The organism is Faecalibacterium sp. DFI.5.82, from assembly GCF_029076575.1.
Classification (GTDB): domain Bacteria; phylum Bacillota; class Clostridia; order Oscillospirales; family Ruminococcaceae; genus Faecalibacterium; species Faecalibacterium duncaniae.
In genome coordinates this window covers 681,924-708,332 of sequence record NZ_JARFIS010000001.1, presented here as the reverse complement: position 1 = coordinate 708,332, position 26,409 = coordinate 681,924, and the positions used below count along the sequence as shown (strand labels likewise).

Annotated in this window: 24 protein-coding genes; 12 read left to right on the top strand and 12 right to left on the bottom strand. The window is 58.4% G+C overall.

Annotation, left to right across the window (positions count from 1 at the left end):
• Window positions 1-159 precede the first annotated feature (159 nt).
• From P0G09_RS03595 to nth, 12 genes are all read right to left on the bottom strand, one after another.
• Window positions 160-993, bottom strand: a complete 834-nt coding sequence (locus P0G09_RS03595; protein WP_097771914.1) for a sugar nucleotide-binding protein — start codon at window positions 991-993, stop codon at window positions 160-162.
• On the bottom strand, window positions 990-1,781 hold the full coding sequence (locus P0G09_RS03590) for a zf-HC2 domain-containing protein (protein ID WP_097771915.1): 792 nt from the start codon (window positions 1,779-1,781) through the stop codon (window positions 990-992). The genes P0G09_RS03595 and P0G09_RS03590 overlap by 4 nt, the downstream gene beginning before the upstream one ends.
• On the bottom strand, window positions 1,778-2,269 hold the full coding sequence (locus tag P0G09_RS03585) for a sigma-70 family RNA polymerase sigma factor (protein WP_117476140.1): 492 nt from the start codon (window positions 2,267-2,269) through the stop codon (window positions 1,778-1,780). The genes P0G09_RS03590 and P0G09_RS03585 overlap by 4 nt, the downstream gene beginning before the upstream one ends.
• 144 nt (window positions 2,270-2,413) lie before the next feature.
• The gene (locus P0G09_RS03580; RefSeq protein WP_005934408.1) at window positions 2,414-2,725 is read right to left on the bottom strand and encodes an AzlD domain-containing protein; all 312 of its coding nucleotides are present in this window, start codon (window positions 2,723-2,725) and stop codon (window positions 2,414-2,416) included.
• Window positions 2,722-3,483 carry an AzlC family ABC transporter permease gene (locus tag P0G09_RS03575; RefSeq protein WP_098922250.1) on the bottom strand — a complete coding sequence of 254 codons (762 nt, stop codon included), beginning with the start codon at window positions 3,481-3,483 and terminating at the stop codon, window positions 2,722-2,724. Before P0G09_RS03575 ends, P0G09_RS03580 begins: the two co-directional genes overlap by 4 nt.
• Window positions 3,484-3,610: 127 nt before the next feature.
• Entirely contained in the window at window positions 3,611-5,422 is a 1,812-nt protein-coding gene (locus tag P0G09_RS03570; protein WP_275251944.1) for an ABC transporter ATP-binding protein, read from the bottom strand.
• A gap of 1 nt (window position 5,423) precedes the next feature.
• The gene (locus P0G09_RS03565; RefSeq protein ID WP_275251943.1) at window positions 5,424-7,733 is read right to left on the bottom strand and encodes an ABC transporter ATP-binding protein; all 2,310 of its coding nucleotides are present in this window, start codon (window positions 7,731-7,733) and stop codon (window positions 5,424-5,426) included.
• Window positions 7,726-8,226 (bottom strand): MarR family transcriptional regulator, encoded by a 501-nt coding sequence (locus tag P0G09_RS03560; RefSeq protein ID WP_275251942.1) that lies wholly within the window; start codon window positions 8,224-8,226, stop codon window positions 7,726-7,728. Before P0G09_RS03560 ends, P0G09_RS03565 begins: the two co-directional genes overlap by 8 nt.
• 152 nt (window positions 8,227-8,378) lie before the next feature.
• Window positions 8,379-8,885, bottom strand: coding sequence for a DUF2812 domain-containing protein (locus P0G09_RS03555; RefSeq protein ID WP_275251941.1), 507 nt, complete (start codon window positions 8,883-8,885; stop codon window positions 8,379-8,381).
• Entirely contained in the window at window positions 8,882-9,199 is a 318-nt protein-coding gene (locus tag P0G09_RS03550; protein ID WP_117534147.1) for a helix-turn-helix transcriptional regulator, read from the bottom strand. Before P0G09_RS03550 ends, P0G09_RS03555 begins: the two co-directional genes overlap by 4 nt.
• Before the next feature lie 137 nt (window positions 9,200-9,336).
• Window positions 9,337-9,669, bottom strand: a complete 333-nt coding sequence (locus P0G09_RS03545) for a GlsB/YeaQ/YmgE family stress response membrane protein (RefSeq protein ID WP_005934393.1) — start codon at window positions 9,667-9,669, stop codon at window positions 9,337-9,339.
• Window positions 9,666-10,367 (bottom strand): endonuclease III, encoded by a 702-nt coding sequence (nth, locus tag P0G09_RS03540; protein ID WP_156058155.1) that lies wholly within the window; start codon window positions 10,365-10,367, stop codon window positions 9,666-9,668. Before nth ends, P0G09_RS03545 begins: the two co-directional genes overlap by 4 nt.
• Window positions 10,368-10,555: 188 nt before the next feature.
• On the opposite strand from nth, the gene P0G09_RS03535 reads away from it, so the two are divergent.
• The 12 genes from P0G09_RS03535 (at window position 10,556) to ileS (ending at window position 26,401) form a co-directional block, all read left to right on the top strand.
• A complete protein-coding gene (locus tag P0G09_RS03535) occupies window positions 10,556-11,830 on the top strand; it encodes a replication-associated recombination protein A (protein WP_005934388.1) in 1,275 nt (424 codons plus the stop codon).
• Between the two features lie 23 nt (window positions 11,831-11,853).
• Window positions 11,854-12,240, top strand: a complete 387-nt coding sequence (locus P0G09_RS03530; RefSeq protein ID WP_005934387.1) for a transcriptional repressor — start codon at window positions 11,854-11,856, stop codon at window positions 12,238-12,240.
• Between the two features lie 100 nt (window positions 12,241-12,340).
• Window positions 12,341-13,723: a tRNA (N6-isopentenyl adenosine(37)-C2)-methylthiotransferase MiaB gene (gene miaB, locus P0G09_RS03525; RefSeq protein ID WP_275251940.1), complete on the top strand. Its 1,383-nt coding sequence runs from the start codon at window positions 12,341-12,343 to the stop codon at window positions 13,721-13,723.
• A gap of 69 nt (window positions 13,724-13,792) precedes the next feature.
• Window positions 13,793-14,200, top strand: a complete 408-nt coding sequence (locus P0G09_RS03520) for a YlbF family regulator (RefSeq protein ID WP_005934385.1) — start codon at window positions 13,793-13,795, stop codon at window positions 14,198-14,200.
• A 120-nt stretch (window positions 14,201-14,320) separates the two neighbouring features.
• A complete protein-coding gene (gene mutS / locus P0G09_RS03515) occupies window positions 14,321-16,936 on the top strand; it encodes a DNA mismatch repair protein MutS (RefSeq protein WP_097771180.1) in 2,616 nt (871 codons plus the stop codon).
• A 39-nt stretch (window positions 16,937-16,975) separates the two neighbouring features.
• On the top strand, window positions 16,976-19,126 hold the full coding sequence (mutL, locus tag P0G09_RS03510) for a DNA mismatch repair endonuclease MutL (protein ID WP_275251939.1): 2,151 nt from the start codon (window positions 16,976-16,978) through the stop codon (window positions 19,124-19,126).
• 13 nt (window positions 19,127-19,139) lie between these two features.
• Entirely contained in the window at window positions 19,140-20,060 is a 921-nt protein-coding gene (gene miaA, locus P0G09_RS03505) for a tRNA (adenosine(37)-N6)-dimethylallyltransferase MiaA (protein ID WP_275251955.1), read from the top strand.
• Window positions 20,061-20,065: 5 nt separating this feature from the next.
• The gene (locus P0G09_RS03500; RefSeq protein WP_275251938.1) at window positions 20,066-21,373 is read left to right on the top strand and encodes an HlyD family efflux transporter periplasmic adaptor subunit; all 1,308 of its coding nucleotides are present in this window, start codon (window positions 20,066-20,068) and stop codon (window positions 21,371-21,373) included.
• 107 nt (window positions 21,374-21,480) lie between these two features.
• Window positions 21,481-21,945 (top strand): cell division protein SepF, encoded by a 465-nt coding sequence (locus tag P0G09_RS03495; protein WP_035394461.1) that lies wholly within the window; start codon window positions 21,481-21,483, stop codon window positions 21,943-21,945.
• Window positions 21,929-22,750 (top strand): S4 domain-containing protein, encoded by an 822-nt coding sequence (locus P0G09_RS03490; protein ID WP_275251937.1) that lies wholly within the window; start codon window positions 21,929-21,931, stop codon window positions 22,748-22,750. The genes P0G09_RS03495 and P0G09_RS03490 overlap by 17 nt, the downstream gene beginning before the upstream one ends.
• 21 nt (window positions 22,751-22,771) lie before the next feature.
• Window positions 22,772-23,569, top strand: a complete 798-nt coding sequence (locus P0G09_RS03485; RefSeq protein WP_275251936.1) for a DivIVA domain-containing protein — start codon at window positions 22,772-22,774, stop codon at window positions 23,567-23,569.
• A gap of 39 nt (window positions 23,570-23,608) precedes the next feature.
• On the top strand, window positions 23,609-26,401 hold the full coding sequence (ileS, locus tag P0G09_RS03480; RefSeq protein ID WP_005934370.1) for an isoleucine--tRNA ligase: 2,793 nt from the start codon (window positions 23,609-23,611) through the stop codon (window positions 26,399-26,401).
• The last annotated feature ends 8 nt before the right edge of the window (window positions 26,402-26,409 follow it).

Here is a 26,409-nt window from a genome sequence, read left to right as displayed (position 1 = left end):
CCTCTCAGTCACGCTGACGCGTGCCAGCTCCCCCGAAGGGGGAGCCAACGCATCTGACAGGAAGAAAACTGCTGATTTGCAGAATCTTACCTCGAAGCTGCAATTGCCTCTCCCTTTGGGAGAGGTGGCAATGCGGAGCATTGGCGGAGAGGGTCGTTCTTATTTTTGATAAAACCTCAAACAGCCTTCAAAACTGCTCAATGTATCATGGAATCGAATCCCCTGTGCGGCCAGCTTTGAGCTGTCCATCACAAGGTTGCGGGAGAAATCAGCAGGCTCGATCTGCACCTGCACGCCCAGCGCTTCGGCAAACTGCCGGGCCGTTGTGACCATGTCGGCATCGTTCCCGCTGCCAAAATTGTATACACCGCCGGGCAGCTGTAAGGCGGGGAAGAGCTGTTCCACCACTTCCCGCACCCAGCTGACACCCCGGTGATCGTGTGGCGAAAAGCGAACGGGAGTACCGTTTTGTGCGGCCTGCAGCAGGTTCAGCAGCAGATTGCCCCGAAGGGGCAGGCCATCACCGGGCAGATCGTACATCCACGGAGCCCGCAGAAGCACCGCCTCCGGGCAGAGCGCAAGGACCCGCTCCTCGGCCTCCAGTTTGTGGCGGCCATAGGTATTGACAGGGGAGAGCGGCAGCGTTTCGGGCAGGGGGCCGGGCTGGGTCACACCTGCGTACACCTGATCCGAGCTGAATGAGATCAGTTTGGCCCCGGTGTCCCGTGCAGCTTTTGCCATCCAGATGGGCAGTTTAACGTTGGCACGCTGGGATTCCTCCGGGTGCTGCTGGCAGTAGCCGGTATCGGACAATGCCGCCAGATGCAGGATGACATCAGGCTGCACGGTTTCCACAAAACGGCGAATGGCGGATTCATCGGCAGCGGCCAGAGATCCGCGCGGGAAGGTGAAAAGCTCTGCACGGCCCTGCCACTGGTGCAGTACTCGGGAACCCACAAAGCCGGAGGATCCGGAAATTAAGATTTTTTTCATGATGTTTTCCTTGCGCGTACTTTTGCAAAACGCACTTGTTCTAAAAGAATGCTGACGGTCTTAGAAGTATCAGTCCACGAGAAACCGCCATCGTAACGGGTCAGCGTTGCATCATCTGCCAGAATGTCAATCAGTTCATCCTGCTCTGGCATGAGCCGGGCAGCCCGCAGGGTCAAATAGGTGTCCCGCGTAACAAACAGCGTGTAAGGACTTGAAACCTCAAACCAGATAGGCTCGTTGTTTTTACTGAACGTGCGCATCAGGGCTTCCCACCGGGTCTGTGTGACGCTCAGGAACACAATGGGGGTGTCCCTGTAATAACGTACCTGATAGCCGACTGTGGTGTAATAAACTCCTGTCTTTGCATTCCTGACTGCATTTTTCTGAATGGTGTGGATAGATCCGTAGGAATCAGAGGGAAGTACTTCATGGGTCTCTTCTACTACAAGATCTTCGACCGGCAGGTCCACATAAGAGTGCATCATCCAGTAGCGCCAGCCAAAGAAAGCGCAGATCAGGGCCAGCAGTCCGCCCACAGCGGCCAGCGTGATTTTTACCTGCCGGGCGCGCAGATTCTTTTTTACGGTGCTCAGGGCCTCAGCGGCCTCAGCGGCCTGCTCTTCCTGTACCGCAGTTTCCTGGGGCGGGGCGTCCATTTCAGCCAGCAGGGCAGAGCAGGCGGCACAGTCGCTCAGGTGCTCTGCCACATCGGCGGAAGTCTGTTCGTCGCAGACGTGATCTTTATAAAGGGGCAGAAGGTCCTGAACCAGGTAGCAGGGTAGTTTCATAAGATGGCCTCCTTCATTTTCATTCGGGCGCGGTAAAAGGTCACCCGCGCCCAGCTTTCGGTCTTGTGGTGCAGTGCGGCGATCTCTGCAAAGGTCAGTTCGCCGTAGACCCGCAGCCAGAACACCTCCCGGTACGGTTCGGGCAGGGCATGAAGCTTCTGGTAAAGGCTCAGTGCTCCTTCCCGCTGCTCCAGTTCCTCCCCCGGCAGGGGGGCGGGGCTGGGCACATCCGTCAGAGTGTCGTCCAGCGGGGGCAGTTCCCGCTTCTGCCGCCGGTATGTATCCGTCAGGGTGTTTTTGGCAATCTGACACAGCCAGACATTCAGTGCACAGCCGCCCTTGAACCCGTCAATGGCATCCAGCGCCTTGTAAAAGGTCTCCTGGGTCAGTTCTGCTGCCAGTTCCTCGTTTTGGCACAATGTCATCAGGTAAGCGTACACGGGCTTGTAATACTGCAGATAAATCTGCTCAAAACTGCGGTGCTCCATGTGCGCATCCCTCCTTTTTGGTGTGTTTTGGAACCGGTTCGCCCATAAGACGGCAAAACCGCCGGAACGTTACAAGTTTTCCGAAAAAATTTTCAAAGACCAAAAAGCCGCCATGGCCTACCCAGAACCACAGCGGCAGAAAGCTCAGTGCACCAAAAATAGTTCCAGCACAAGCACCACGGCACAGCAGGAAACGGACACCTGAAACAGACTGGCTCCGAACCATGCGGCGGCGATGCCCACTACCAGCGCGGCTGCACCGGCAATGGGGCTCTGGGTGGCGTTGATGATGGCCGGGAAGGTCATCACGGCCAGCGTTACATAGGGCACATAGTAGAGAAAGGACTGGATGAACTGGTTTTTGATGGGTTTGCGGATAAGGGTCAGCGGCAGCACACGGATGGCGTAAGAAACGGCGGCCATCACAGCGATATAGACCCAATTATTGTAGGTCATGCCTGCACCTCCTCAGTTCCGGCAGCTTCCGGTGCTTCGGGTGTAACAGGGAACAGAACGGCTGCCCCGCAGGAGATCAGCACCGTCAGCAGGATGGTGCGGGTGCCGTCCGAAAGGGAAGCGATGCCGGGCAGACAGCCGCAGGCAAAGCTCAGGGCAAAGCTCAGCATCACCAGCACGGCAACAACCCTGTTCTTCCGGGCGGGGGGAATGATGATGGCCAGGAACATGCCGTACAGGGCCACACTCAGGGCGCTGACCACACGCACCGGCAGCAGATTGCCCGCAATGATGCCCAGCGCTGTGCCCATGGCCCAGGCGGGGGCCGCCAGCGCTATGGCACCGTAGGTGTAGAACGGGTTCAGATAGCCTGGCCGTGCGATCGTGATGCCAAACAGCTCGTCGGTGACATCGTAGCCGATGATGAGCCGGTGGAAGAACGGCGTGCCGGGGGCAAATTTCTGGGCCAGAGCGCAGCTCATCAGCAGGTAGCGCGCGTTGGCGATCAGGGTGATGATGGCAACTTCCAGATAGGTGGCACCGGCAGCGATCAGCGAAAAGGCTGCATACTCACCGGCAGAAGCATTGTTGAACAGGCTTGCAAAAAAGCCCTGAATGGGGGTCAGCCCCGCATTGCGGGCTGCAATGCCCAATGAGAACGAGACAGCAAAATAGCCCAGCGCAATGGGCACACCATCCCGCATCCCCTCGCAGAATACCTTGCGGCTGAATGCGTAGGGCTTTTGAGTGGTTTCCATGAGTGGTTACTCCTTTCCTACTTCAAGACACAAAAATAAGTATAGCACATCCGGTAGGAATTGACAAAAGAAAAAGGCTCAGGTTTTTGATCGAAACCTGAGCCTTTTTCAAAGAAGGGAGCGTGGCTTAATCCACAACATCCTCAAACTGGCTGTTGTACAGGTCAGCGTAGAAACCGCCGGCCTCAATGAGCTGGTCGTGGGTGCCCTGCTCCACAATGTCGCCGTCCCGCATGACAAGGATGAGGTCTGCATCCCTGATGGTGGACAGGCGGTGGGCGATGACGAAACTGGTACGGCCCCGCATCAGGTTGTCCATAGCAGTCTGGATGCGCTGCTCGGTGCGGGTGTCCACGCTGCTGGTGGCCTCGTCCAGGATCAGGATGCGGTTGTCGGCCAGAATGGCCCGGGCAATCGTCAGCAGCTGCTTCTGGCCCTGACTGACGTTGGAAGCGTCCTCGTTCAGCTCCATCTGGTAGCCGCCGGGCAGGGTGCGGATGAAGTGGTCGGCATTGGCGGCCTTGGCGGCGGCAATGACCTCTTCGTCGGTGGCATCCAGACGGCCATAGCGGATATTCTCCATGATGGTGCCCTTGAACAGCCAGGTGTCCTGCAGCACCATGCCGAAGCCCTCGCGCAGAGCACTGCGGTCAAAGTCGCGGATGTCGTGGCCGTTCAGGGTGATGGAGCCGGAATCAACATCGTAGAACCGCATGAGCAGCTTGACCATGGTGGTCTTGCCGGCACCGGTGGGGCCAACGATGGCGACCTTCTGGCCGGGCTGCACCTTACAGCTGAAATCGTGGATGATGGTCTTTTCGGGCACATAACCGAACCGGACATGGTCAAAGGTGACCTGACCATCGATGCAGGCAGGGTCTGCCCGGCGGGCAGGGTCGGCCAGCTGATCCTCTTCGGGCTCGTTCAGGAACTCGAACACGCGCTCGGCAGCGGCGGCCATGCTCTGCAGCATGTTGGACACCTGTGCCAGCTGCTGGATGGGCTGGGTGAAATTGCGGACATACTGGATAAAAGCCTGGATATCGCCGATGGTGATGATGCCGTTGGCGGCAAAGATGCTGCCGACGATGGCGACAGCCACATAGCCCAGGTTGCCCACAAAGTTCATAATGGGCTGCATCAGGCCGGAGAGGAACTGGCTCTTCCAGGCGGATTCAAACAGCTTGTCGTTGGCGGCGTTGAAGTCCTCCAGCACGGCGGCCTCCCGGTTGAAGGCCTTGATGACGTTGTGACCGGAGTAGACCTCCTCCACCTGACCGTTCACAACGCCTAGGGTGGCCTGCTGGGCCTTGAAGTATTTCTGGCTGAACCTGACCACCAGCATCACCAGTACCAGAGAGACGGGCAGGATGAGCAGTGCAATCAGAGTCATTTTGGGGCTGATGGACAGCATCATGATCAGCACGCCGATCATGGTGGTAATGCTGGTGATGAGCTGGGTCACGCTCTGGTTCAGGCTCTGGCCCAGGGTGTCCACATCGTTGGTGATGCGGGAGAGCACCTCGCCGACCGTCCGCTTTTCAAAGTAGGCCAGCGGCAGGCGGTTGATCTTCTCGCTGATCTGGCGGCGGAAATCGTAGCAGACCTTCTGGGAAAGGCCGGTCATCAGCCAGCCCTGAATGAAGCTGAATGCAGCGGAGCAGAGGTACATGGCCAGCAGGGTGAGCAGGATCTTGCCGATGTAAGCAAAGTCGATGCTGCCGATCCCCCGCAGCTTGGCGATCCAGCCGGTGGCAAGGGCCGTGGTGGCCTTGGCCAGAATTTTGGGGCCTGCGATATTGAAGATGGTGGAAAGGATGGCAAAGACCATCACAACGATGAGGGAAAGCTTATACTGGCGCAATGCGCTGAGGAGCTGCCGCAGAGTGCCCTTAAAATCCTTGGCGCGCTCGGTGGTCTTTTTTCCGGGTCTCGGCATATCACTCATCCTCCTTTCCGGTGTTCAGGTCTTGCAGGTTGAGCTCCTTCTGGCTCAGCTGGCTCCTGGCAATCTCCTGATATTCAGGGCAGTTGGCCATGAGCTGCGCGTGAGTGCCCTTGCCCACCAGCCTGCCGTCGTCCAGCACCAGGATCTGATTGGCGTGGAGGACGGTGGAAATGCGCTGGGCCACGATGATCACGGTGGCGTTGTCAGTCTCTTCCTTCAGCGCACGGCGCAGGGTGACATCCGTCTTGTAGTCAAGGGCAGAGAAGCTGTCGTCGAACAGATAGATCTTCGGATCCTTGGCAATGGCACGGGCGATGGAGAGTCGCTGCTTCTGGCCGCCGGATACATTGGAGCCGCCCTGTGCAATGGGGCTTGCATAGCCCTCGGGCTTTGCGTCGATGAACTCGGTGGCCTGTGCGATGGAAGCCGCCTTCTTCATGCCCGCATCGGTGATCTGCGCACCGCCGAATTTCAGGTTGCTCTCGATGGTGCCGCTAAACAGAACGCCCTTCTGGGGCACATAGCCCAAAAGGCTGTGGAGCTGCTCCTGCGGCATCTCCCGCACATCGATGCCGTCGATGGTCACGCGGCCGCCGGTGACATCATAAAAGCGGGGGATGAGGTTGAGCAGGCTGGATTTGCCGCAGCCGGTGGAGCCGATGATGGCTGTGGTCTCGCCGGGATTTGCGGTAAAGCTGATGTGCTCCAGCGCGTCGCTGTCGGCACCGGGGAAGCGGAAGCTGACATCCTCGAACCGAACCACGCCATCCCAGTCCTTCTTTTCGAGGGCGGGCTTTGCGGTGGCAGCGTCGGGATCATGGATGGAAGCCTTGGTGCGGCAGACCTCGTCGATACGGTCAGCAGCCACACCGGCACGGGGAAGCATCACGGCCACCATGGCCAGCATCAGGAAGGACATGACAATCTGCATGGTGTAGGTGATGAATGCGATCATCTCGCCTACCTGCATGTTTCCGGCATCCATGGCCTTGCCGCCGAACCAGACGATGAGCAGGCTGGTTCCGTTCATAATCAGGGTCATAAAGGGCATCATGGCCACCATGGCGCGGTTGGTGAACAGCTGGGTGCCCATCAGCTCCCGGCTGGCAGCATCAAAACGCTTTTCCTCAAAGGATTCGCGGCTGAATGCACGCACCGGCATCACGCCGGTCAGGATCTCGCGGCTGACGAGGTTCAGCTTGTCCACCAGCGTCTGCATGATCTTGAACTTGGGCATGGCGATGCTCATCAGAACCGTGATGAGCAGAAGCAGAGCGGCCACGTCCAGCACGATGATCCAGGCAAGGCCGGTGTTGCCCTGTGTGACGTGCATCACGCCGCCGATGCCCAGAATGGGAGCGTAGGCCACCATGCGCAGCAGGATGACACAGGTGAACTGCACCTGCTGGATATCGTTGGTGGTGCGGGTGATCAGGGAAGCGGTGGAGAAATTCTCGATCTCCGCGTTGGAAAAGTGGATGACCGAGGAGAAGGTCTCTCTGCGCAGCTCCCGGCCGATGGAAGCCGAAACGCGGGAGGCGATCAGGCCCACCAGAATGGCAACGACCACCATCAGCAGGGTCAGGGCCAGCATCTGGCCGCCCACACGGAAGAGGTAGGCCATCTGTACATCATGGGAAACGCCCTGTGCCTCATATTCCAGGCTGACCAGCAGGGTGGCCTGACTTGCCATGCTGGAAAGGGTGGTCTCGTCCACCTGTTCCATGGCGCTGGCCAGCTGCTGCTGGATCATTTCCCGGGAAAAACCGGGCATCTGGGCCAGGGCTGTGAACTGGCCACAAACGGCATCCAGATCCTCCGCCGTGGGAGCAGCGGTCATGGTTTCTGCTTCAGCCCCGGCCGTCTCCTCTTCGCTCTGGTAGCCGGACAGCGGAGCCATGGCGGCAGCGTTCTGCCCGGCAGGGGCATTGGCATTCTGCGCCGCCGCCATATACAGCACGATATCCGGTGTGGTGACGGCCTCCTCCAGAGCCGTGCGCTCGGCATCGGTCAGGTCACTGCGGAGCTTCAGAACACCGTCGTCCTGAAGATAATATCCGTAGGCATTCTGCAGCGCGTCTGCATCCTCTTCGCTCATCAAAAGCGAGAGGGCATCCAGTGTGCTTTGGCGCACAGTCTCCGGCAGGGGGCTTTCAATGCCGCCCTGCTGGATGCCGGTGTCTACGATCTTGCTCGTGTAATCCGGCAGGGAAAGGTCGCAGTAGGCCTGCACGAACAGCAGAGCCACCACGGCAAGGCAGGCGGCCCAGTGGCGGGCCAGCTGCTTGAAAATTTTACCCATTTTCGTTTTCTCCCTTCAAGTTTGCTTGTTGCTCCGCATTTTCCGCTTCCACAGCCTCCAGCAGCACACCGGTCAGGGAGAACAGCTGCTCCCGCTGCTCTTCCGGGATGCGGCAGATGACCCGCTCAAAGTAACGGCTGATGGCAGTTTCGACCTGGCGGCTGGCATCCAGCCCCTTTTCCGTGGGGCGCACCAGCGTTTTGCGGCGGTCATTGGGGTCTGTGATCCGCTCAATAAGTCCATCCTGCTCCAGCTGGCGCAGCGCGCGGGAAACAGCGGGCAGGGGCTGTTTGACAGCGGCGGCCAGATCAGAAACATAGATAGAGCCGTTCTGGCCATGCTCTTCAATGGTCATCAGCACGCCTTCCAGCATGATGAAATGACACTTGGGGCAGCTTTCCAGTGCCATTTTGGCACCGCGTTTGCCTTCTGTGCTCAGCCGATGCAGATAATGGACCAAGGCGAACAGTTCCGGTGCGCTCTTCTGCGGCATACGATCCCTCCTTATCACTTAACAGATACAAATACTTAACACATGATAATTATTTGCTGATGACAATAATATACCCGCCTGCATCGGAATGCAAGCGGGTAAAAATGAACTTTTTGAAAACTCTGAAGATCCTGCGCATCAAGGAGAAAAAATCACTCGTGGAGCTGACGTTCTTCCACCAGACTCTCTCGTTTGCTGCTGATACGTCCCAGCCCGTAGGCCAAAAATGTGGCGCAAAGCAGGTTCAGCCATGCCAGCGATGCACCGCTGAAGGTGTTGGTAACGCCGATGAGAAGGTTTGCCAGACAGAGCAGCCTCACCATCTGTCCAATTTTGTTCAGGTGGGAGATACGAGAATCCACATCCGAAAACATATCAAAGGAACCTAGCTGGGCGCTGCGGCGGAAATATCCCCAGCTGAAGCAATGCCCAACGCTCTGTGCTTCCAACTCTTCCATGAAACTTTTAAAATCCGGGGAACTGTCCAGCATGGCAAGCCGGATGATGTACTGGCCGGGTTCCGTCTTTTCAAAGGTGTAGGTGCAGAACCCGGCATTCTGCAGGGCCCAGCCCTCCTGCGCCATTTCGTTGAGCCAGCGTTCTTCTTTTTCAAATTCCCAGACCCAGAAATTCCGATGCAGCGTTTTTGTTTCACTCATACCTGTTCCTCCTGTAAAATGGCGCGGCCATTGGCAGCAAGCTCCTCCAGTCGGACCAGCTCCTGTTTGAGCACCTTCAGCCCGGCGGAGGTCAATTGGTATTCTTTTTTGCGGCTTCCGCTTTCCATGGGCAGGGGAGAGATCCACCCCTTTTCGCACAGGGCATTCAGGGCACCGTACAGGGTTCCGGCAGCCAGCCGTACCCTTCCGCCGGAGAGCTGCTGGGTCTCCTGCATGATGCCGTAGCCATGCCGCGGATGATAGAGGGAAAGCAGGATGTAGTAGGTGGTTTCCGTCAGTGCCGGATTTTCCATTATATCACCTCGCTTTGTATCGCTATGCGATATATCATGGATATATTATATCGTTTCTCGATATAACTGTCAAGGGGCTGAAAATAAAAAAGCTCTCCCGGAGGGGAGAGCAAAGACAAACAACCAGAGAAAACCGGTCAACGATCGTGGAACAGTCGGTTATCCACCCAGATGCAGACGCAGGCACCCAGTACCGAGATAACAAAGGAGCTGATGCTGCCGGTGGCATGGATGCCGATGAGACCGAACAGGAACTCACCCACAAAGCTGCCCAGAATACCCAGCACAATGTTGCGGCCGGTGGAAGTCTGGGTACCCATAAAGCGGTTGGCGATGTGACCGGCCAGAGCGCCTACCAGCACGCCCACGAGCAGGGAAGCCAGTAGGCCGATCAGAGAGAACAGGCCCATCAGCACGCCCACCAGAGCGCAGATCAGGGCAAGAACAATCAGGATAGATAATGTGATCATACAGAAGCCTCCTTGGTTTCTTTTGTAGGAATGGCATTTTCTGCCGCGTACCGGCAGATGTCGTTCAGACAGCACTTTTCACATTCGGGTTTGCGGGCGTTGCAGACAGCACGGCCGTGCATCACAAAGCGGTGGCACAGGTCACTGCCTTCCTCCGGCGGAATGATCTTCCACAGGGCCATCTCCACCTTCTGCGGCTCCTTGATGCCATCCACCAGCCCGATTTTATTGCACAGCCGGATGCAGTGGGTATCTGTGACGATGGCGGGTTTGCAGAACACATCGCCCATGATCAGGTTGGCGCTCTTGCGGCCCACGCCGGGCAGTGCCAGCAGCTCTTCAAAGGTGGTGGGCACTTTGCAGTTGTATTTATCCCGCAGCACCCGCATACAGGCCGAGATATCCCGGGCCTTGCTGCGGCCCAGCCCACAGGGCTTGACAATGGCTTCGATCTCATCGGGCTCTGCCGCAGCCAACGCTGCTACATTGGGGTATTTTGCAAACAAGTCCTGTACCACAATGTTTACCCGGGCATCGGTGCACTGAGCCGCCAGCCGGACGCTGACCAGCAGCTGCCAGGCGTGGTCGTAATCCAGCGTGCAGGCTGCATCCGGATATTCTGTTTTCAGCCGGTCGATGACCTGGAGCGCCAGCTCCTTTTTGGCAGAAAGATCTTCTGCCGCAGCGGCTTTCTTCATCTGAACCCCTCGTTTCCCGTAAATGTACTATGATAATAGCATGTTTCGACTTTTTTGTAAATGGGGTTTGTGACATCCATCTGAGAATGATTTTCATTATTGCTCTTGCTGTTCGTGTAAAAATGAGGTATACTATTTCTATATAAGGCCCATGCAGAACAGCAGGGCAGTACAGGAGGGAACGCCCGATGAATGAACCGCTGGCGCAGCGTATGCGCCCCAAAACGCTGGCCGAAGTCTGCGGCCAGCAGCATCTGCTGGCCCCGGGGCGGGTGTTCCGCCGCACCATCGAGAGCGGCCGCATCCCCAACATGATCTTTTACGGCCCGTCCGGCACCGGCAAGACCACCGTGGCCCGCATCATTGCCGAGAACAGCGGCATGACGCTGCACAAGCTCAACGGAACTTCCTGCGGCACGGGGGATATCAAGGCAGTGCTCAAGGATATCGGCACACTGGCCGGGGCGGGGGGCATCCTACTGTACCTCGATGAGATCCAGTATCTGAACAAGAAGCAGCAGCAAAGCCTGTTGGAGTGCATTGAGGACGGCACGGTGACCCTGATCGCCTCCACCACTGAGAACCCTTATTTTTACATCTATAATGCATTGCTTTCCCGCTGCACTGTGTTTGAATTTAAATCGCTGACAGCTGCGGATGTGGAGCAGGGGCTGCGGAACGCCCTGAAAAAGCTTTCAGAGAGCGAGGGTACGCCCATCCGGATGGAGGACGATGCCTGTGCCTATCTTGCCGAGAGCGCGGGCGGTGATTTGCGCAAGGCACTGGGCTGCCTTGATTTTGCAGTGACGGCGGCGGCTCCCGAACCGGAGGGAAAACACATCACGCTGGATATGATCCAGCAGGTCACCCGCCGCACTGCCATGCGGTACGACCGGGACGGCGATGACCACTATGATATCGTGTCGGCTTACCAGAAATCCATGCGCGGCTCCGACCCGGATGCAGCGCTCCACTATCTGGCCCGGCTGCTGGAAGCCGGGGATCTGCCCTCGGCCTGCCGTCGGCTTATGGTGTGCGCCTGCGAGGATGTGGGCCTTGCCTACCCGCAGATCATCCCCATCGTCAAGGCGGCGGTGGATATCGCCAACGCGGTGGGCCTGCCCGAAGCGCGGCTGGCCCTGGCGGATGCAGTTGTGCTGGTGGCAACCAGCCCAAAATCCAACAGCGCCCACGATGCCATCAACGCCGCCATTGCGGATGTGCAGGCGGGTCGCACCGGGCCCATTCCCCGCCAGCTGCAGAACAAGCACTATGACGGCGAGGATGCGCTGGTAAAGGGCCAGAATTACAAGTATGCCCACGATTACCCCAACCACTGGGTCGAGCAGCAGTATCTGCCGGATGTGCTCAAGAATACAAAATACTACACCTTTGGGGAAAACAAGAATGAGCAGGCCTCCCGCGCATATTGGGCGCGGATCAAGGGCGAAGAGAACGTATAAAGGGAAGAGAAGGAGAGAGGAAGATGCGTTATTCCAAACAGCGGGAGCTGGTGCTGCGCACCGTGGAGCAGCTTTGCGACCACCCCACCGCCGAAGAGATCTTTGATAAGGCGGCCCCGGAGTGCCCGGGCCTGAGCCTGGGCACTGTCTACCGCAACCTGAACAGTCTGGTGGAGGCAGGCAGGGTGCGCCGGGTGTCCATTCCGGGCAGGGCGGATCGTTTTGATCACACCTTGTGCTGGCATAGCCACCTCTACTGCACGGCCTGCGGCGGCGTGGTGGATGCCGATGTGGACGAGAAACAGGTGATGAGGCTGGTGCGCCGCCAGAAGGATGTTGTGGTGCAGGACTGCGCTGTGGTGCTGTTCGGCCTGTGTGAAGCATGCGCCAAAAAGCAGGCAGAAGGCTGAATTACCCCGAAGGATTCTGAAATTTGCGGTTTCCCACTTGCCCTTATGGCAGAAAGAGGGTATACTAAAAAGAGCTTTTGAAAAATAAGGATGGTTTTTATTGGAATACATTAACTTTGAACACAACGAAACGGCTGCGGAGCTGGTGCGTGCGGCTTACGACACCCCGCCGCTGGCCTTTGTACACAGCTATGGCTGTCAGCAGAACGTCAACGATGGCGAGCGCATCAAGGGCGTGCTGGTGGATATCGGCTACGGCCTGTGCGATAAGCCCGAGGATGCAGACCTCATCCTCTTCAACACCTGCGCCGTGCGGGAGCACGCCGAGCAGCGCGTGTTCGGCAATGTGGGTGCACTGAAGGGCCTGAAGGAGAAAAAGCGCGGCCTGATGATCGGCCTGTGCGGCTGCATGGCCAACCAGAAACATGTGGTAGAAAAGCTGCGCAAGAGCTATCCCTATGTTGATCTGGTCTTTGGTGTGGATGGCATCGATACGCTGCCCCAGCTCATTGCTCAGAAGCTGCAGAAGCATAAGCGCGTGCTGATGGAGCCTGCCCAGCGCCCGGTCATCGTGGAGAACATCCCCATCCGGCGCGAGAGTGAGTTCCGCGCCTGGCTGCCCATCATGTATGGCTGCGACAATTTCTGCACCTACTGCATCGTACCTTATGTGCGGGGCCGTGAGAAGAGCCGCAAGCCCGGCGATATCCTGGCGGAGTTCCGGGGGCTGGTGGAAGCCGGATACAAGGAGATCACTCTGCTGGGCCAGAACGTGAACAGCTACGGAAAGGGCCTGGAAGAACAGGTGGATTTTGCTGATCTGCTCAATCTGCTCTGCGCTGTGCCCGGCGATTACCAGATCCGCTTTATGACCAGCCACCCGAAGGATGCCAGCCACAAGCTGATCGATACCATTGCGGCCCAGCCCCACCTGTGCAAACACCTGCACCTGCCGGTGCAGTGCGGCTCGGATGAATTGTTGAAAAAGATGAACCGCCATTATACCATCGGGCAGTACATGGAATTGATCGAGTACGCCCGCGAAAAGGTACCCGGTATCACCTTCTCCAGCGATATCATCGTGGGCTTCCCCGGGGAAACGGAGGAGGATTTCCAGGACACGCTGGAACTTGTGAAGAAAGTCGGCTACATGCAGCTGTTCACCTTTATCTACTCCAAGCGCACCGGCACCAAGGCTGCCGAAATGCCTGATCCCACCCCTCGCGCGGAGAAAACCGACCGGATGACCCGCCTGCTCAAGGTGCAGGACGAGATCGCAATGGATCTGGTCCGGCAGCAGGTGGGCCAGACTGTCCGGGTGCTGGTGGAAGGCTATGGCCGCAGTGATGGCACCCTCTCCGGCCGGTTGGACAACAACCTGACCGTGGAGTTTGCCGCTGACCCCGCTCTGATGGGCAGCTACGCACAGGTGCACCTGACCGGTGCCCGCGCCACCGTCCTGCTGGGCGAACTGGAAACGTGATCCCGGGGCACACCGGCCCCAATGATAATGTAACTATAAAAACAAACACATCAAAGGAGATTTTTGATTATGGATTGCATCGATCTGTTCAAGCGCGCCGCCATGGCACTGCAGACTGACCCCCGTTACCTGGCTCTGGATCAGGCCCGCAAGGCAAACGACAAGGATGAGGAGCTGCAGAATCTCATCGGGGAGTTCAATCTGGCCCGCATGGATCTGAACAACGAGATCAGCAAGAGCGAGCGCAGTGATGAGCGCATCGCCGAGCTGAACACAAAAGTCAACGACTTGTACGGCAAGATCATGGCTGACGAGGGTATGACTGCTTACAACGAGGCAAAGCGCGACTGCGAGAACCTGGTCAACTACATTGATGCTATCATCAACACCGCAATGAACGGCGGCGACCCCATGACCGTGCAGGAGCCCAGCGAATCCTGCACCGGCAGCTGCTCCACCTGCGGAGGCTGCCACTAACAGGTAAAATGAGAACGCGGCTGCAAATCGCAGGCCGCGTTTTCCTTCCATTCGCAGTTACTTACTGCAAACCGACGGAAAGAAGCAAAGCGGCATAGCCCGCAGGAAAGGTGAACGATTATGGCAGAACTGTCGCCCATGATGCAGCAGTATATGGACATCAAGAAGCAGTATAAGGACGAGATCCTGTTTTACCGCATTGGCGACTTTTACGAGATGTTCTTTGACGATGCACTGACCGCCTCCCGGGAGCTGGACCTGACCCTGACGGGCAAGCAGTGCGGCATGGAAGAGCGTGCCCCCATGTGCGGCGTGCCCTTCCACAGCTACGAGGGCTATGTGGCCCGCCTGATCGCCAAGGGATACAAAGTGGCGATCTGTGAGCAGATGGAGGACCCGTCCAAGGCAAAGGGACTGGTCAAGCGCGATATCATCCGGGTGGTCACGCCGGGCACTGTCATCGAAAGCAGTATGCTGCAGGATGACAAAAACAACTACATTGCAAGCATTTTTCTGAAAGGGAACGCGGCGGGCATCTGTTTTGCCGATGTTTCCACCGGCACGGCCCACATCACCGAGCTGAAACGGGAGAAGATCGTGCCTGCCGTGATCGCGGAGCTCTGCCGTTACCATCCCAGCGAGGTACTGATGAACCCCGGAATGCTGGACTGCCGTGAGCTGACCGGCTATATCAAAAAGAACATGACCTGCTCTGTGGAGCTGGTGGAAGAGGAGCGCTACGCCCCGGGCCTTGTGGCCATCTCGCTGGAAAATCAGTTTGGCCGCAATTGGGATGAGACGACCTCTATTGATAAAAAAGGTCTGGTGCGGTTTGCCATGGCCGCACTTCTGGAATACCTGCACACCACCCAGATCAAAGGTGTGGAGCGCCTGAAGACCGTCATCAGCTACAATGAAGCCCAGTATATGCAGCTTTCGCCGGTGACGCGGGCCAACCTTGAACTCACCGAGACCCTGCGGGGCCGCGAGAAGCGGGGAACCCTGCTCTGGGTGCTGGACAAGACCAGCACTGCCATGGGCAAGCGGCTGCTCCGCACCTGGATCGAGCAGCCGCTGCTTTCCAGCGATGCCATCAACCACCGTCTGGATGCTGTGGAAAGCCTGGTCAACCAGACCGTACAGCGCGGCGATCTGATCGAAGAACTGCATTACATCGCTGATCTGGAGCGTATGATGACCCGCACGGTCTACGGCTCGGCCACGCCCAAAGAGATCTATGCCATGGCGCAGACCTGTGAGCGCCTGCCCAGCCTGCGCCAGCAGGCCGAGAGCTGCGGCTGCGCCGAACTCAGCGAGATCGTCTCCAGGATCGACCCGCTGAGCGATATCAAGGACAAGATCTATGCTGCTGTGGACCCTGACGCACCCTCTACCCTGAAGGATGGTGGTGTCATTGCCAAGGGCTACCACCCCGAGGTGGACGAGCTGCGTTCCATCCGCGATAACACCAAGGGCGTGCTGGCTCAGCTCGAGACCCGCCTGCGGCAGGAGACCGGCATCCCCAAGCTGAAGATCGGCTATAACCATGTGTTTGGCTATTTCATTGAGGTCAGCAACTCTTATAAGGCACAGGTGCCGGAGAGCTACATCCGCAAGCAGACCCTGACCACCGGCGAACGCTACATCACACAGGAGCTCAAGGAGCTGGAAAATAAGATCCTGGGTGCTCACGAGCGGCTGATCGCTCTGGAACACCGGCTGTTCAATGAGCTGCTGGAAAGCATTGGTGCCCAGCTCGACCGCATCCAGCGTACAGCCAACGCCGTGGCAGAGCTGGACGTGCTGGCCGCTCTGGCTCAGGTGGCAGCAGAAAACAACTACTGCCGCCCCACTGTGGATGAGAGCGACCAGCTGACCATCGTGGAGGGCCGCCACCCTGTGGTGGAGCAGATGCTCAAGGGCAGTCTGTTCGTACCCAACGATACCACTCTGAACTGCGGCGAAGATCGCTGCCTCATCATCACCGGCCCTAACATGGCGGGCAAATCGACCTATATGCGCCAGAATGCGCTGATTGCCCTGATGGCACAGATCGGTTCCTTTGTTCCGGCCAGAGAGTGCCATGTGGGTGTAGTGGATGCCATCTTTACCCGCATCGGCGCGTCGGATGACCTTTCGGCAGGTCAGTCCACCTTTATGGTGGAGATGACCGAGGTGGCAGAAATCCTGAAGAACGCTACCTCCCGCAGTCTGGTGGTGCTGGATGAGATCGGGCGCGGCACGTCTACCTTTGACGGTATGAGCATTGCCCGCGCCGTGGTGGAGCACATCAGCGACCCTGCCAAGGGACTGGGCTGCAAAACCCTCTTTGCCACCCATTACCACGAGCTGACAGACCTTGAGGGCACCATCAGCGGCGTGAAAAATTACAACATTGCGGTGAAAAAGCGGGGTGAGGATATCACCTTCCTGCGCCGCATCGTCCGCGGCCCTGCCGATGACAGCTATGGCATCGAGGTGGCAAAGCTGGCCGGTCTGCCCGGCACCGTGACCCGCCGCGCCCACGAGGTGCTGCGCGCACTGGAAGCCACTGCCCCCAAGAACAAGGTGGAGCAGATGGACTTTGACGCGCTGCAGGAGTATAACTCTCCCGCAGTGCCCAGCGAGGTGCTGGAAAAACTGGATGCGCTGGATGTGGAAACGCTGACCCCCATTGAAGCGCTGAATTTCCTGTACGAGCTGAAAAAGACCTTGAAGGGCAGCCTGAACGGCTGATTTCCTGAAAAATCCTAAAAAACAGGGGAGGGAACGAATATGGCAGTCATCCATGTTCTGGACAAGCATACGGCGGAGCTCATTGCAGCCGGTGAGGTGGTGGAGCGGCCTGCTTCCGTGGTGAAGGAGCTGCTGGAAAACGCCATTGATGCCGGGGCAAGCCAGATCACCGTGACCATTGAATCAGGCGGCGTGAAGCTGATCGAGATCAGCGACAACGGTTCGGGCATTGAAGCAGAGTATATCCCCACGGCATTCATCCGCCACGCCACCAGTAAGATCCGGACGGAGGATGATCTGAATCATATCCACACCCTGGGCTTCCGTGGAGAAGCGCTGGCTTCCATTGCCAGCGTGGCGCGGGTAGAAGTACTGACCCGTACTGAGAACGACGAGTGCGCCTCCGTCTACCGCATCGAGGGCGGCGAGGATTATCCGCTGGAGCCCGGTGCACGCGGCGTGGGCACTACCATCCGGGTGCAGGATCTGTTCTACAACACCCCGGCCCGGATGAAGTTCCTCAAAAAGGATTCCAGCGAGGGTACCTTTGTGGCGGATATCGTGGCCCATGTGGCCCTGAGCCACCCCGAGGTCAGCTTCAAGTTTGTCCGGGAGGGTAAGCTGCAGTATGTCACCCCCGGTGACGGCAAGCTGCGCAGTGCCGCCTACGCGGTGCTGGGCCGGGAATTCAGCCGTGACCTCATGGAGCTGGACAATCAGGAGGGGGTCTACCGGGTGTGGGGCCTCATCACCCAGCCCAGGAGCTGCCGCGCCAGCCGAAGTATGCAGTATTTCTACATCAATGGGCGCTATGTCCGCAACCGCACCATGATGGCGGCCATGGAAACAGCGTTCAAAGGCACCACGATGCAGGGCAAGTTCCCTGGAGGAATCTTGCTTCTGGAAATGCCCGCTGACCTTGTGGATGTCAATGTCCACCCGGCCAAGACTGAGGTGCGCTTTGCCCGGGAAAACGATATCTTTGACCTCGTTTATCACGCTGTCAAGCTGGCACTGGCCCAACCGGGCACCGGAGAACGGCGCTTCGCCTTTGAAGAGGATAAAAAGGACAAGGAATCCAACAAATCGGAAACAAGTGATAATGCGACGGAAAATGATGTAAAGAAGAATTACTTTACAGGGCTTTCTGCCATCATTCCGGGCCAAGCCGAGCCGGGAACGCTCCATGAGCATACCCCTCAGCCCCAGCGGAGCTTCCGGAGCTTCACTCCGGCACCGGCAGCAGCACCGCCGTCCCGTCCGGCACCTGCAAGCCACCCGGATATCCTGCCCATGCCGGGCACTGCCGAGGAAAAGCCGACAGAGCACAGCTGGACAACGGTTGCATCGGGCCTGCCCATCCGGCAGGATGCCACCCTGCACAGCCCGGCACCAGCTCCCACGGAGAGTGAGCCTGAAGCACCCGCCTTTGCCGCAGCGCTGGGAGAAGGTGCATTGGACATTGAGCCGGACGGCGTGGATCTGCCCGAACATCAGGACCACATGGCGGCATGGGATCCTGCCCCCAAGGAGGAAATGCCTGCCGCCCCAGCTCCGCAGCAGACCTCTGCTGCCGAGGATACGCCGGAACAGCTGGGCTTTGACGTGCAGGAAGGCCCTGCCCCTCTGCGCTATGTGGGTGAGATCTTCAAGACCTATATCCTCGCTGAGCGCGGGGAGGAGATCTGCATCATTGATAAGCACGCCGCCCACGAACGCCAGCTTTTCGAGAAGCTGGCGGCAAACTATGGAGATGTTCCGGCCCAGCTGCTGCTGGAGCCGCTGGTGGTGGAGCTGTCGGCGGAGGAAAAGACTGCACTCCTCTCCAACCTTGAGCTGCTGGAAAGCGCAGGACTGGAGATTGATGACTTTGGCGGCAACAGCGTGTTCCTGCGCTCTGTGCCCGCGGATGTGGAACAGGGCAGTGCCGAGGATCTGCTGGTGGAGCTAGCGGATAAGCTCTCCAAGGGCAGCCGCGATGCCCTGAGCGAAAAGACCGAGTGGGTGCTCCATTCCATCTCCTGCCGCGCGGCCATCAAGGCGGGGGATAAGACCTCCCCGCAGGAGCTGATGGCACTGGCCGAAAAGATCCTCTCGGGCGAGGTACCGCCCTTCTGCCCCCATGGTCGGCCTTGTGTCCTTAAATTGACCCGGAAGGAGCTGGAAAAGCAGTTTGGACGGATCGTGTAACAAAAAGCACCCGGTGCTGGCCGTGGTCGGCCCCACGGCTTCCGGCAAGACCGCGCTGGGTGTTGCACTGGCCGAGCAGTTCGGCGGTGAGATCATCAGTGCCGATTCGATGCAGATCTACAAAGGGCTTGATGTGGGCACCGCCAAGGTGACCCCCGAGGAGACTCGCGGCATTCCGCACCATGGGGTGGATATCCTGCAACCTGATGAACCGTTCAGCGTGGCAGATTTCACCGCGCTGGCCGGGGCGCTGGAGCATGAGATCTCCGGCAGAGGGCATCTGCCCATTCTCGTGGGCGGTACCGGGCTCTATGTCCAGAGTTTTTTGTATGGTGTCCGCTTTGCTGCTGAGAAAACGCCGGACGGTTTGCGGGAACAGCTGGCCGCAGAACTGAATGAAAAAGGCCCGGAAGCCATGTATGCGGAGCTGCAGGCGGTGGACCCCGAAGCGGCGGCGGCCATCCACCCGAACAACCATGTCCGGGTGCTGCGGGCGCTGGAACATTACCGTGCCACCGGGAAAAAGCTCAGTGAGCAGAAAGCAGACTCACTCCCGCCCGAAAAGCCCTACCGTTCTCTGATCCTTGGGCTGGATTTCCCGGAGCGCGCCCAGCTCTACCGCCGCATCGACCTGCGGGTGGATCAGATGATGGAGCAGGATCTGCTGAACGAGGCAAAACATGTGTGGGAACACCGGGATACTTATAAGACGGCGGCCCAGGCCATCGGATACAAAGAATTCTTCCCCTACTTTGCGGGGGAGAGCGCGCTTGCCCCTTGTGTGGAGAAGCTGAAACAGGCTTCCCGCAACTATGCCAAGCGCCAGCTGACCTGGTTCCGCCACATGGAGGGTATCTGCTGGCTGGATGCCTCTGCCCCGGATGTCCGGGAACAGGCCGCACGTCTCACAAATGAATTTTTAGCGAAAGGATGAGCGATATGCAGGAAGAAAACCGCGAGGGCATCTCCGGCGCACTGAAAACGCTGGCCGCTGTCGTTATCGTGTTTTTGCTGCTGGCGGCATTGTATGTGGGCTATCAGGCAATGCAGGTGCTGTTTCCGCCCAATACCTACGAGACCGCCCTGCTGGCTACGGTGGAGGACACCGTGGATGCCGAAGGAGTGCTCCTGTTTGAGGAAAGCTACGTTGCGGGCGGCGGCACGCTGGGATATCTGGTGGCAGACGGCGAACGTGTTTCGGCAGGCACAGCAGTGGCTGAGATCTACAGCGATGCAGCTCAGGCTTCTCTGCGCCAGCAGTTGACCCAGATCAATGACCAGATCGACCTGCTGCAGCGCTCCCAGAACACCACTTCGGTGCAGCTGGAATCCCTGCGCAAGAACCGTTCCGCCGCTCTGTACGATCTGATGGATTCGCTGGATGCAGGGGACTACGAGGATACCGATGCGGAGAAGGAAAACTACATTCTGGCCCAGAACAAGCTCTGGGTCATCACCGGCGAGGTGGCCAGTTTCTCCGACCAGATCACCGCGCTGACCCAGCAGGCCGCCACGGTGCAGTCCCAGCTGGGCAGTCCGTCCCAGATCACGGCCCCGCAGACGGGCTATTTCATCCGCAGCTCCAGTTCCGGGCGGCTGAACGCAGGTTCTGCCGATATCCTTGCGCTGGATGCAGCCAACCTGAAAGCTTACGTTGAATCCTCCCCGGAGATCGCGCTGGACAGCTGCGCGGGAAAGATCGTTTCAGGCTTTACCTGGTACTATGCCGGGGTGTGCTCGGCCAAACAGGCGGAAAAGCTGCTGGGCAGGGACGGCAAGCCCTTGACCAAGAGTGTTGAGATCCGCTTTCCCGGTCAGGTGGAAACGCCCCTCAAGGCAAAGGTCAGCGAGGTGAACATCGATGCGGAGAACGACATTGCCCGCTTTGTCCTCTCCTGCGAGATCATCAACGGCGATGTGCTCCGGCTGAACTGTGCCGATGCCCAGATCATCGTGGGACGCAACACCGGCCTGCGGGTGCCTGCTGCCGCGGTGCACTACCTCAAGGAGGATGGCTCCGAGGCAGAGGGCCAGGGTGAGAACTACATCCCAGGCGTGTATGTGAAGTACGGCAACCTGGCCCGCTTCTGCCGCATCGACCCTGTGGACGATGCCCACCCGCAGATCACAGACGGTGATGACCTCATCGTTTTGCCCAGCGGAACGGCTGGTTCTGTCAGTCAGGTTCGGCTTTATGACGAGATTATTGTCTCCGGACAAAATTTGTATGATGGAAAACTTTTGTAGTTATTGACATCTGCGGCAAAAAATCCGATAATAGTAAAAGCTATTTGCATCTCTTTTGCAAAAGGCGCCAGGCAGCTGCGGCTGCCCGAATGAAAGGAGCAGATACTATGTCTTTCGTGGATAGTCTCAAAAAGGGCCTTTTCGGCGGTGAGGACGATTACGACGATCAGTACATCGACGACGGCCCCCAGATGGTGAACAACAACAGCGGTCTCGGCGTTGGCATGGACGATGCAGAGGAAGAGCCGGTGGAGGGTGCCCAGAAGAAGAACAAGGTGGTCAATATCCACGCCACCACCCAGCTCAAGGTCGTTCTGGTAAAGCCCGAGCGCTTTGAGGATGCCAGCACCATTGCAGACCACCTGAACAACAAGCGCACGGTCGTGCTGAATCTGGAGTCTACCAACAAGGAAGTTTCCCGCCGTCTGGTGGATTTCCTGTCCGGTGTGGCTTACGCCAACAACGGCCAGATCAAGCGCGTTGCCAACAGCACCTTCATCATTACCCCGTACAACGTGGACATTATGGGCGATCTGCTGGACGAGCTGGAGAACAATGGCGCGTTCTATTGATCCTGCTCCCAGGGCAGTGCGGGGCTTTGTGCCCGCCCGCACCGATGAAGAGCGCTTTTTGATGCGGCATGTAGAAGATCTGGCCCGCGCGGCCGAGGGACGCGGCATTGCCCGCTACTCCGGCTTTTTGAGCGACAGGGAACAGGACCTGGCCCGCGCGGCGCTGAACCGTGCCGATGTGCCGGAGAGCGACTATCACTTTGAGGGCGGCTGGCCCGGAGCAGAGCGGAAGCTGCTCTGCCTGGAGCCGGAGGGCTGCTACCCTGCAAGCCCGCTGTGCTGTGTGAAGCTGACCTGCCGCACCCTTTCCGGGGCGGCACTGCCGGGCCACAAGGATTATCTGGGCAGCCTGATGGGGCTGGAACTGCGGCGGGAAGCGCTGGGAGACATCGTGCTCCCGGCCGATACGCCGGGCACTGCCTATGTCTTTGCACTGGAAACGGCTGGGGAGCTCATCTGCCGGGAACTGCTGCAGGTGGGCCGGACAGAGGTCACCACCACGCTGCTTTCGCTGGATGAGGTACCCGAATTCCCGCAGGCAGAGCGCAAAACGCAGACAGCCACCGTGTCCTCTTTGCGGCTGGACGCTGTGCTTGCGGCCATGCTCCATTGCAGCCGCGGGCAGGCGTGTGAGTGGATCGCGGCGGGCCGGGTGGAGATCAACCATCTGCCTGCCGAAAGCGCCCACGCCCCGGTGTATGAGGGTGATGTGTTCACGGTGCGCGGCAAGGGGCGCTTTGGCCTGACGGCTCTGCCTGGAAAAAGCAAAAAAGACCGATCGATCATCGAGTTTTTTCAATATTGAATAAAAAGGGAGGAAACCACTATGCTGACCCCGCAGGATGTGCGTGCTGCACAGTTTGAAAAGAACATCCGCGGCTACCGGACCGAAGAGGTGGACCGTTTCCTGGATAAAGTAGAGGAGCAGCTGAAGCAGGATGAAGATCAGGCTGAGGAGCTGCGCCGCCAGATCGCTGAGCTGACCGCCGAGAATCAGCGTCTGCACAAGGAAATGGAGAGCTACGAGGCTGACGGCGATATGCTCAAGAGCGCGCTGATCAATGCCCAGCGGATGGGTGAGAATGTCATCCGGGAGGCAAACCAGAAGTCGGAAGAGATCCTGCATCGCGCAAATCTGCGCGGTGATGATATTATCCGTGATGCCAACGAGCTGCTGCAAAAAGCCAGTGACCGCGCGGATGAGATCATCAACGAGGCAAACGAGAAAAAGCTTGCCCAGGAGCGCGAGTATGACCGCGTCCGGCTGGAAGTGACCCGCTTCAAGTCCGATGTGCTGAACCTGTACCGCAGCCATGTTGAGTCTCTGAGCCGTCTGCCGGAGTTCCAGAAGGAAGAGCCCGCTGAGGATGTTCCTGCCGAGGATGAGGCTGCAGCTGCCGAGACCACTGCCGCCGCTGTGACCGAGGAGATCGCCGAGGCACAGCCCGCTGCAGCGGATGTGGATGCTGAGGACGAGGCTCCTGCGGATGAAAAGACCAGCGAGGAGTTCTGGGCACAGGACGAGAGCCAGCTCAAGCTCGACCCGCCCCCGGCCCCTGCCGCCGAGGATGAGGCTGCAGCGCCGGACTACGCCGCTTTTAAGGGCGTGAAGTTCAGCGAGTGATCCCAAAGCGTTTTAGTAAATTAGAGGAGTGTGTAACCATTGGCTAAGAATAAGTCCCAGTACGATAGTACCCTGAATCTGCCCAAGACTCTGTTTGAGATGCGTGCCGGTCTGCCCAAGAAGGAGCCCGCCATGCTGGAGGATTGGGAGAAGAACGACCTGTACAACAACCTGATCAAGCACAACGATGGCAAGCCCAAGTTTGTCCTGCACGACGGCCCTCCGTATGCAAACGGCAACATCCACATGGGCACCGCCCTGAACAAGATCATCAAGGATATCATCATCCGCGACAAGAACATGGAGGGCTTCCAGGCTCCCTATGTGCCCGGCTTTGATACCCACGGCCTGCCCATTGAGCTGAAGGCTCTGTCCTCTCTGGGCGAGAAGAAGAAGGACATCTCCAAGCTGGAGCTGCGCCAGATCTGCGAAAAGTTTGCCACCGAGCATATCGACATTATGAGCGACCAGTTCAAGCGTCTGGGCGTTATCGGTGACTTTGAGCACCCCTACCTGACCCTGAAGCCTGAGTTCGAGGCCCGCCAGATCGAGATTTTTGGCGAGATGGCCAAGAAGGGCTACATCTACAAGGGCCTGAAGCCCGTGTACTGGTGCCCCGACTGCCGCACCGCTCTGGCTGAGGCAGAGATCGAGTACGGCGAGGACGACTGCGATTCCATCTTCGTCCGCTTCCACGTTTCTCAGGATCCCAACGGTGTGCTGGCAAAGCACGGCATCCCGATGGATAAGACCTACTTCGTGATCTGGACCACCACCACCTGGACCCTGCCCGCCAACGAGGCCATCTGCCTGAACGGTGCCTTTGAGTATTCCTTTGTCAAGATCGGCGAGGAGTACCATATCATGGCCACCGAGCTGGTCAAGAGCGTGATGGATGCCTGCCATATTGAGAACTACGAGATCGTGGGCGAGCCTGTTTCCGGCGCTGAGTTCGAGCTGATGCGCTATCATCACGTCTACCTGCCCAAGGAGGGTACTGTCATCCTGGGTGACCATGTCACGCTGGAAAGCGGTTCCGGCTGCGTCCACACCGCAGGCGGCCACGGCGTGGATGACTTCAATGTTTCTCAGAAGTACAACGTGCCCATCACTGTTCCCGTGGACGACGGCGGCTGCCTGACGGAGCTGGCCGGTAAGTACGCAGGTCAGCGTGTCTGGGCTGCCAACAAGACCATTCTGGCCGACCTGACCGAAGCCGGTGTCATCATGGGACAGGTGCACATCAAGCATCAGTACCCCCACTGCTGGCGCTGCCACAACCCCATCATCTTCCGTGCCACCGAGCAGTGGTTCTGCTCTGTTGCCAAGTTCCGTGACGATGTCTACAAGGCCATCGACACCGTGAAGTGGATGCCTGACTGGGGCCACGACCGCATGAAGGGCATGGTCCGTGACCGCAACGACTGGTGCATCAGCCGTCAGCGTACCTGGGGCGTGCCCATCCCGGCTTTCTACTGCAAGAAGTGCGGCGCTTACCACATCACCGATGCCACCATCAAGGCTGTCAGCGAGCTGTTCCGCAAGGAAGGCTCCGATGCCTGGTACAAGTACGAGGCAGAGCAGATCATCCCCGCAGGCGAAGTCTGCGAGAAGTGCGGCGCTTCCGAGTGGACCAAGGATACCGACATCATGGATGTCTGGTTCGATTCCGGTTCCACCCACGCTGCTGTTCTGGAGGAGCGCCCGGAGCTGCGCTTCCCGGCCGACATGTATATGGAGGGCGGCGACCAGTTCCGCGGCTGGTTCCAGTCCAGCCTGCTGACCAGCGTGGCTGCCAAGGGCTGCGCACCTTATAAGTCCGTTCTGTGCCACGGCTGGGTCGTGGACGAGCAGGGCAAGCAGATGCACAAGAGCGCCGGCAACGGCGTGGAGCCCAGCGAGATCATCAAGGACTACGGTGCGGATATCATCCGCCTGTGGGTCGCTTCTTCCGACTACACTGTGGATGTGCGCGCCGGTAAGAATATCTTCAAGCAGCTGAGCGAGGCTTACCGCAAGATCCGCAACACCGCCCGCTTCATTCTGGGCAATCTGGATGGCTTTGACCCCAACACCGATTGTGTGGCAGATGACCAGCTGCAGGAGATCGACCGCTGGGCACTGGCTGCTCTGGATGACCTGATCGTGAATGCCAAGGCAGGCTATGATGTGTATGACTTCAACAAGGTCTATCACGCCGTCTACAACTTCTGCGTTGTTGCCATGTCCAACTTCTACCTGGATGTGACGAAAGACCGCCTGTACTGCACCAACGGTGTGGGCCGCAAGGCTGCCCAGACCACCATGTACAAGATCCTGGTCGCACTGGACAAGATCATTGCCCCCATCCTCTGCTTCACCAGCCAGGAGATCTGGGACTTCCTGCCCAAGACCGAAGGCATGAACAAGTACGTTGTGTTCGAGGCAATGCCCAAGGCAGGCCAGTACGCTGCAGACGATGCCTTCAAGGCCAAGTGGGCACAGCTCATTGCTGTCCGTGACGAGGTCAAGAAGGTGCTGGAGCAGGCCCGTGCAGAAAAGACCATCGGTGCTTCTCTGGAAGCTTCCGTTACCCTGTACTGCAATGATGCCGTCTATGACCTGCTGAACAGTATTCCCATGGATGAGCTGGCTGACCTGATGATCGTCTCCCATGTGGAGCTGGTCAAGGGCGAGGGTGGCTCCGCCTCCGCTGTTGAGGGTCTGGGCGTTGCTGCTGCACATGCTACCGGCGAAAAGTGCGAGCGCTGCTGGAAGTATTCCGCAGACATCGGCACTCACGCCGCACATCCCACCCTCTGCGCACGCTGCGCAAGCGTGGTGGAAGCATAAGCTTTCCT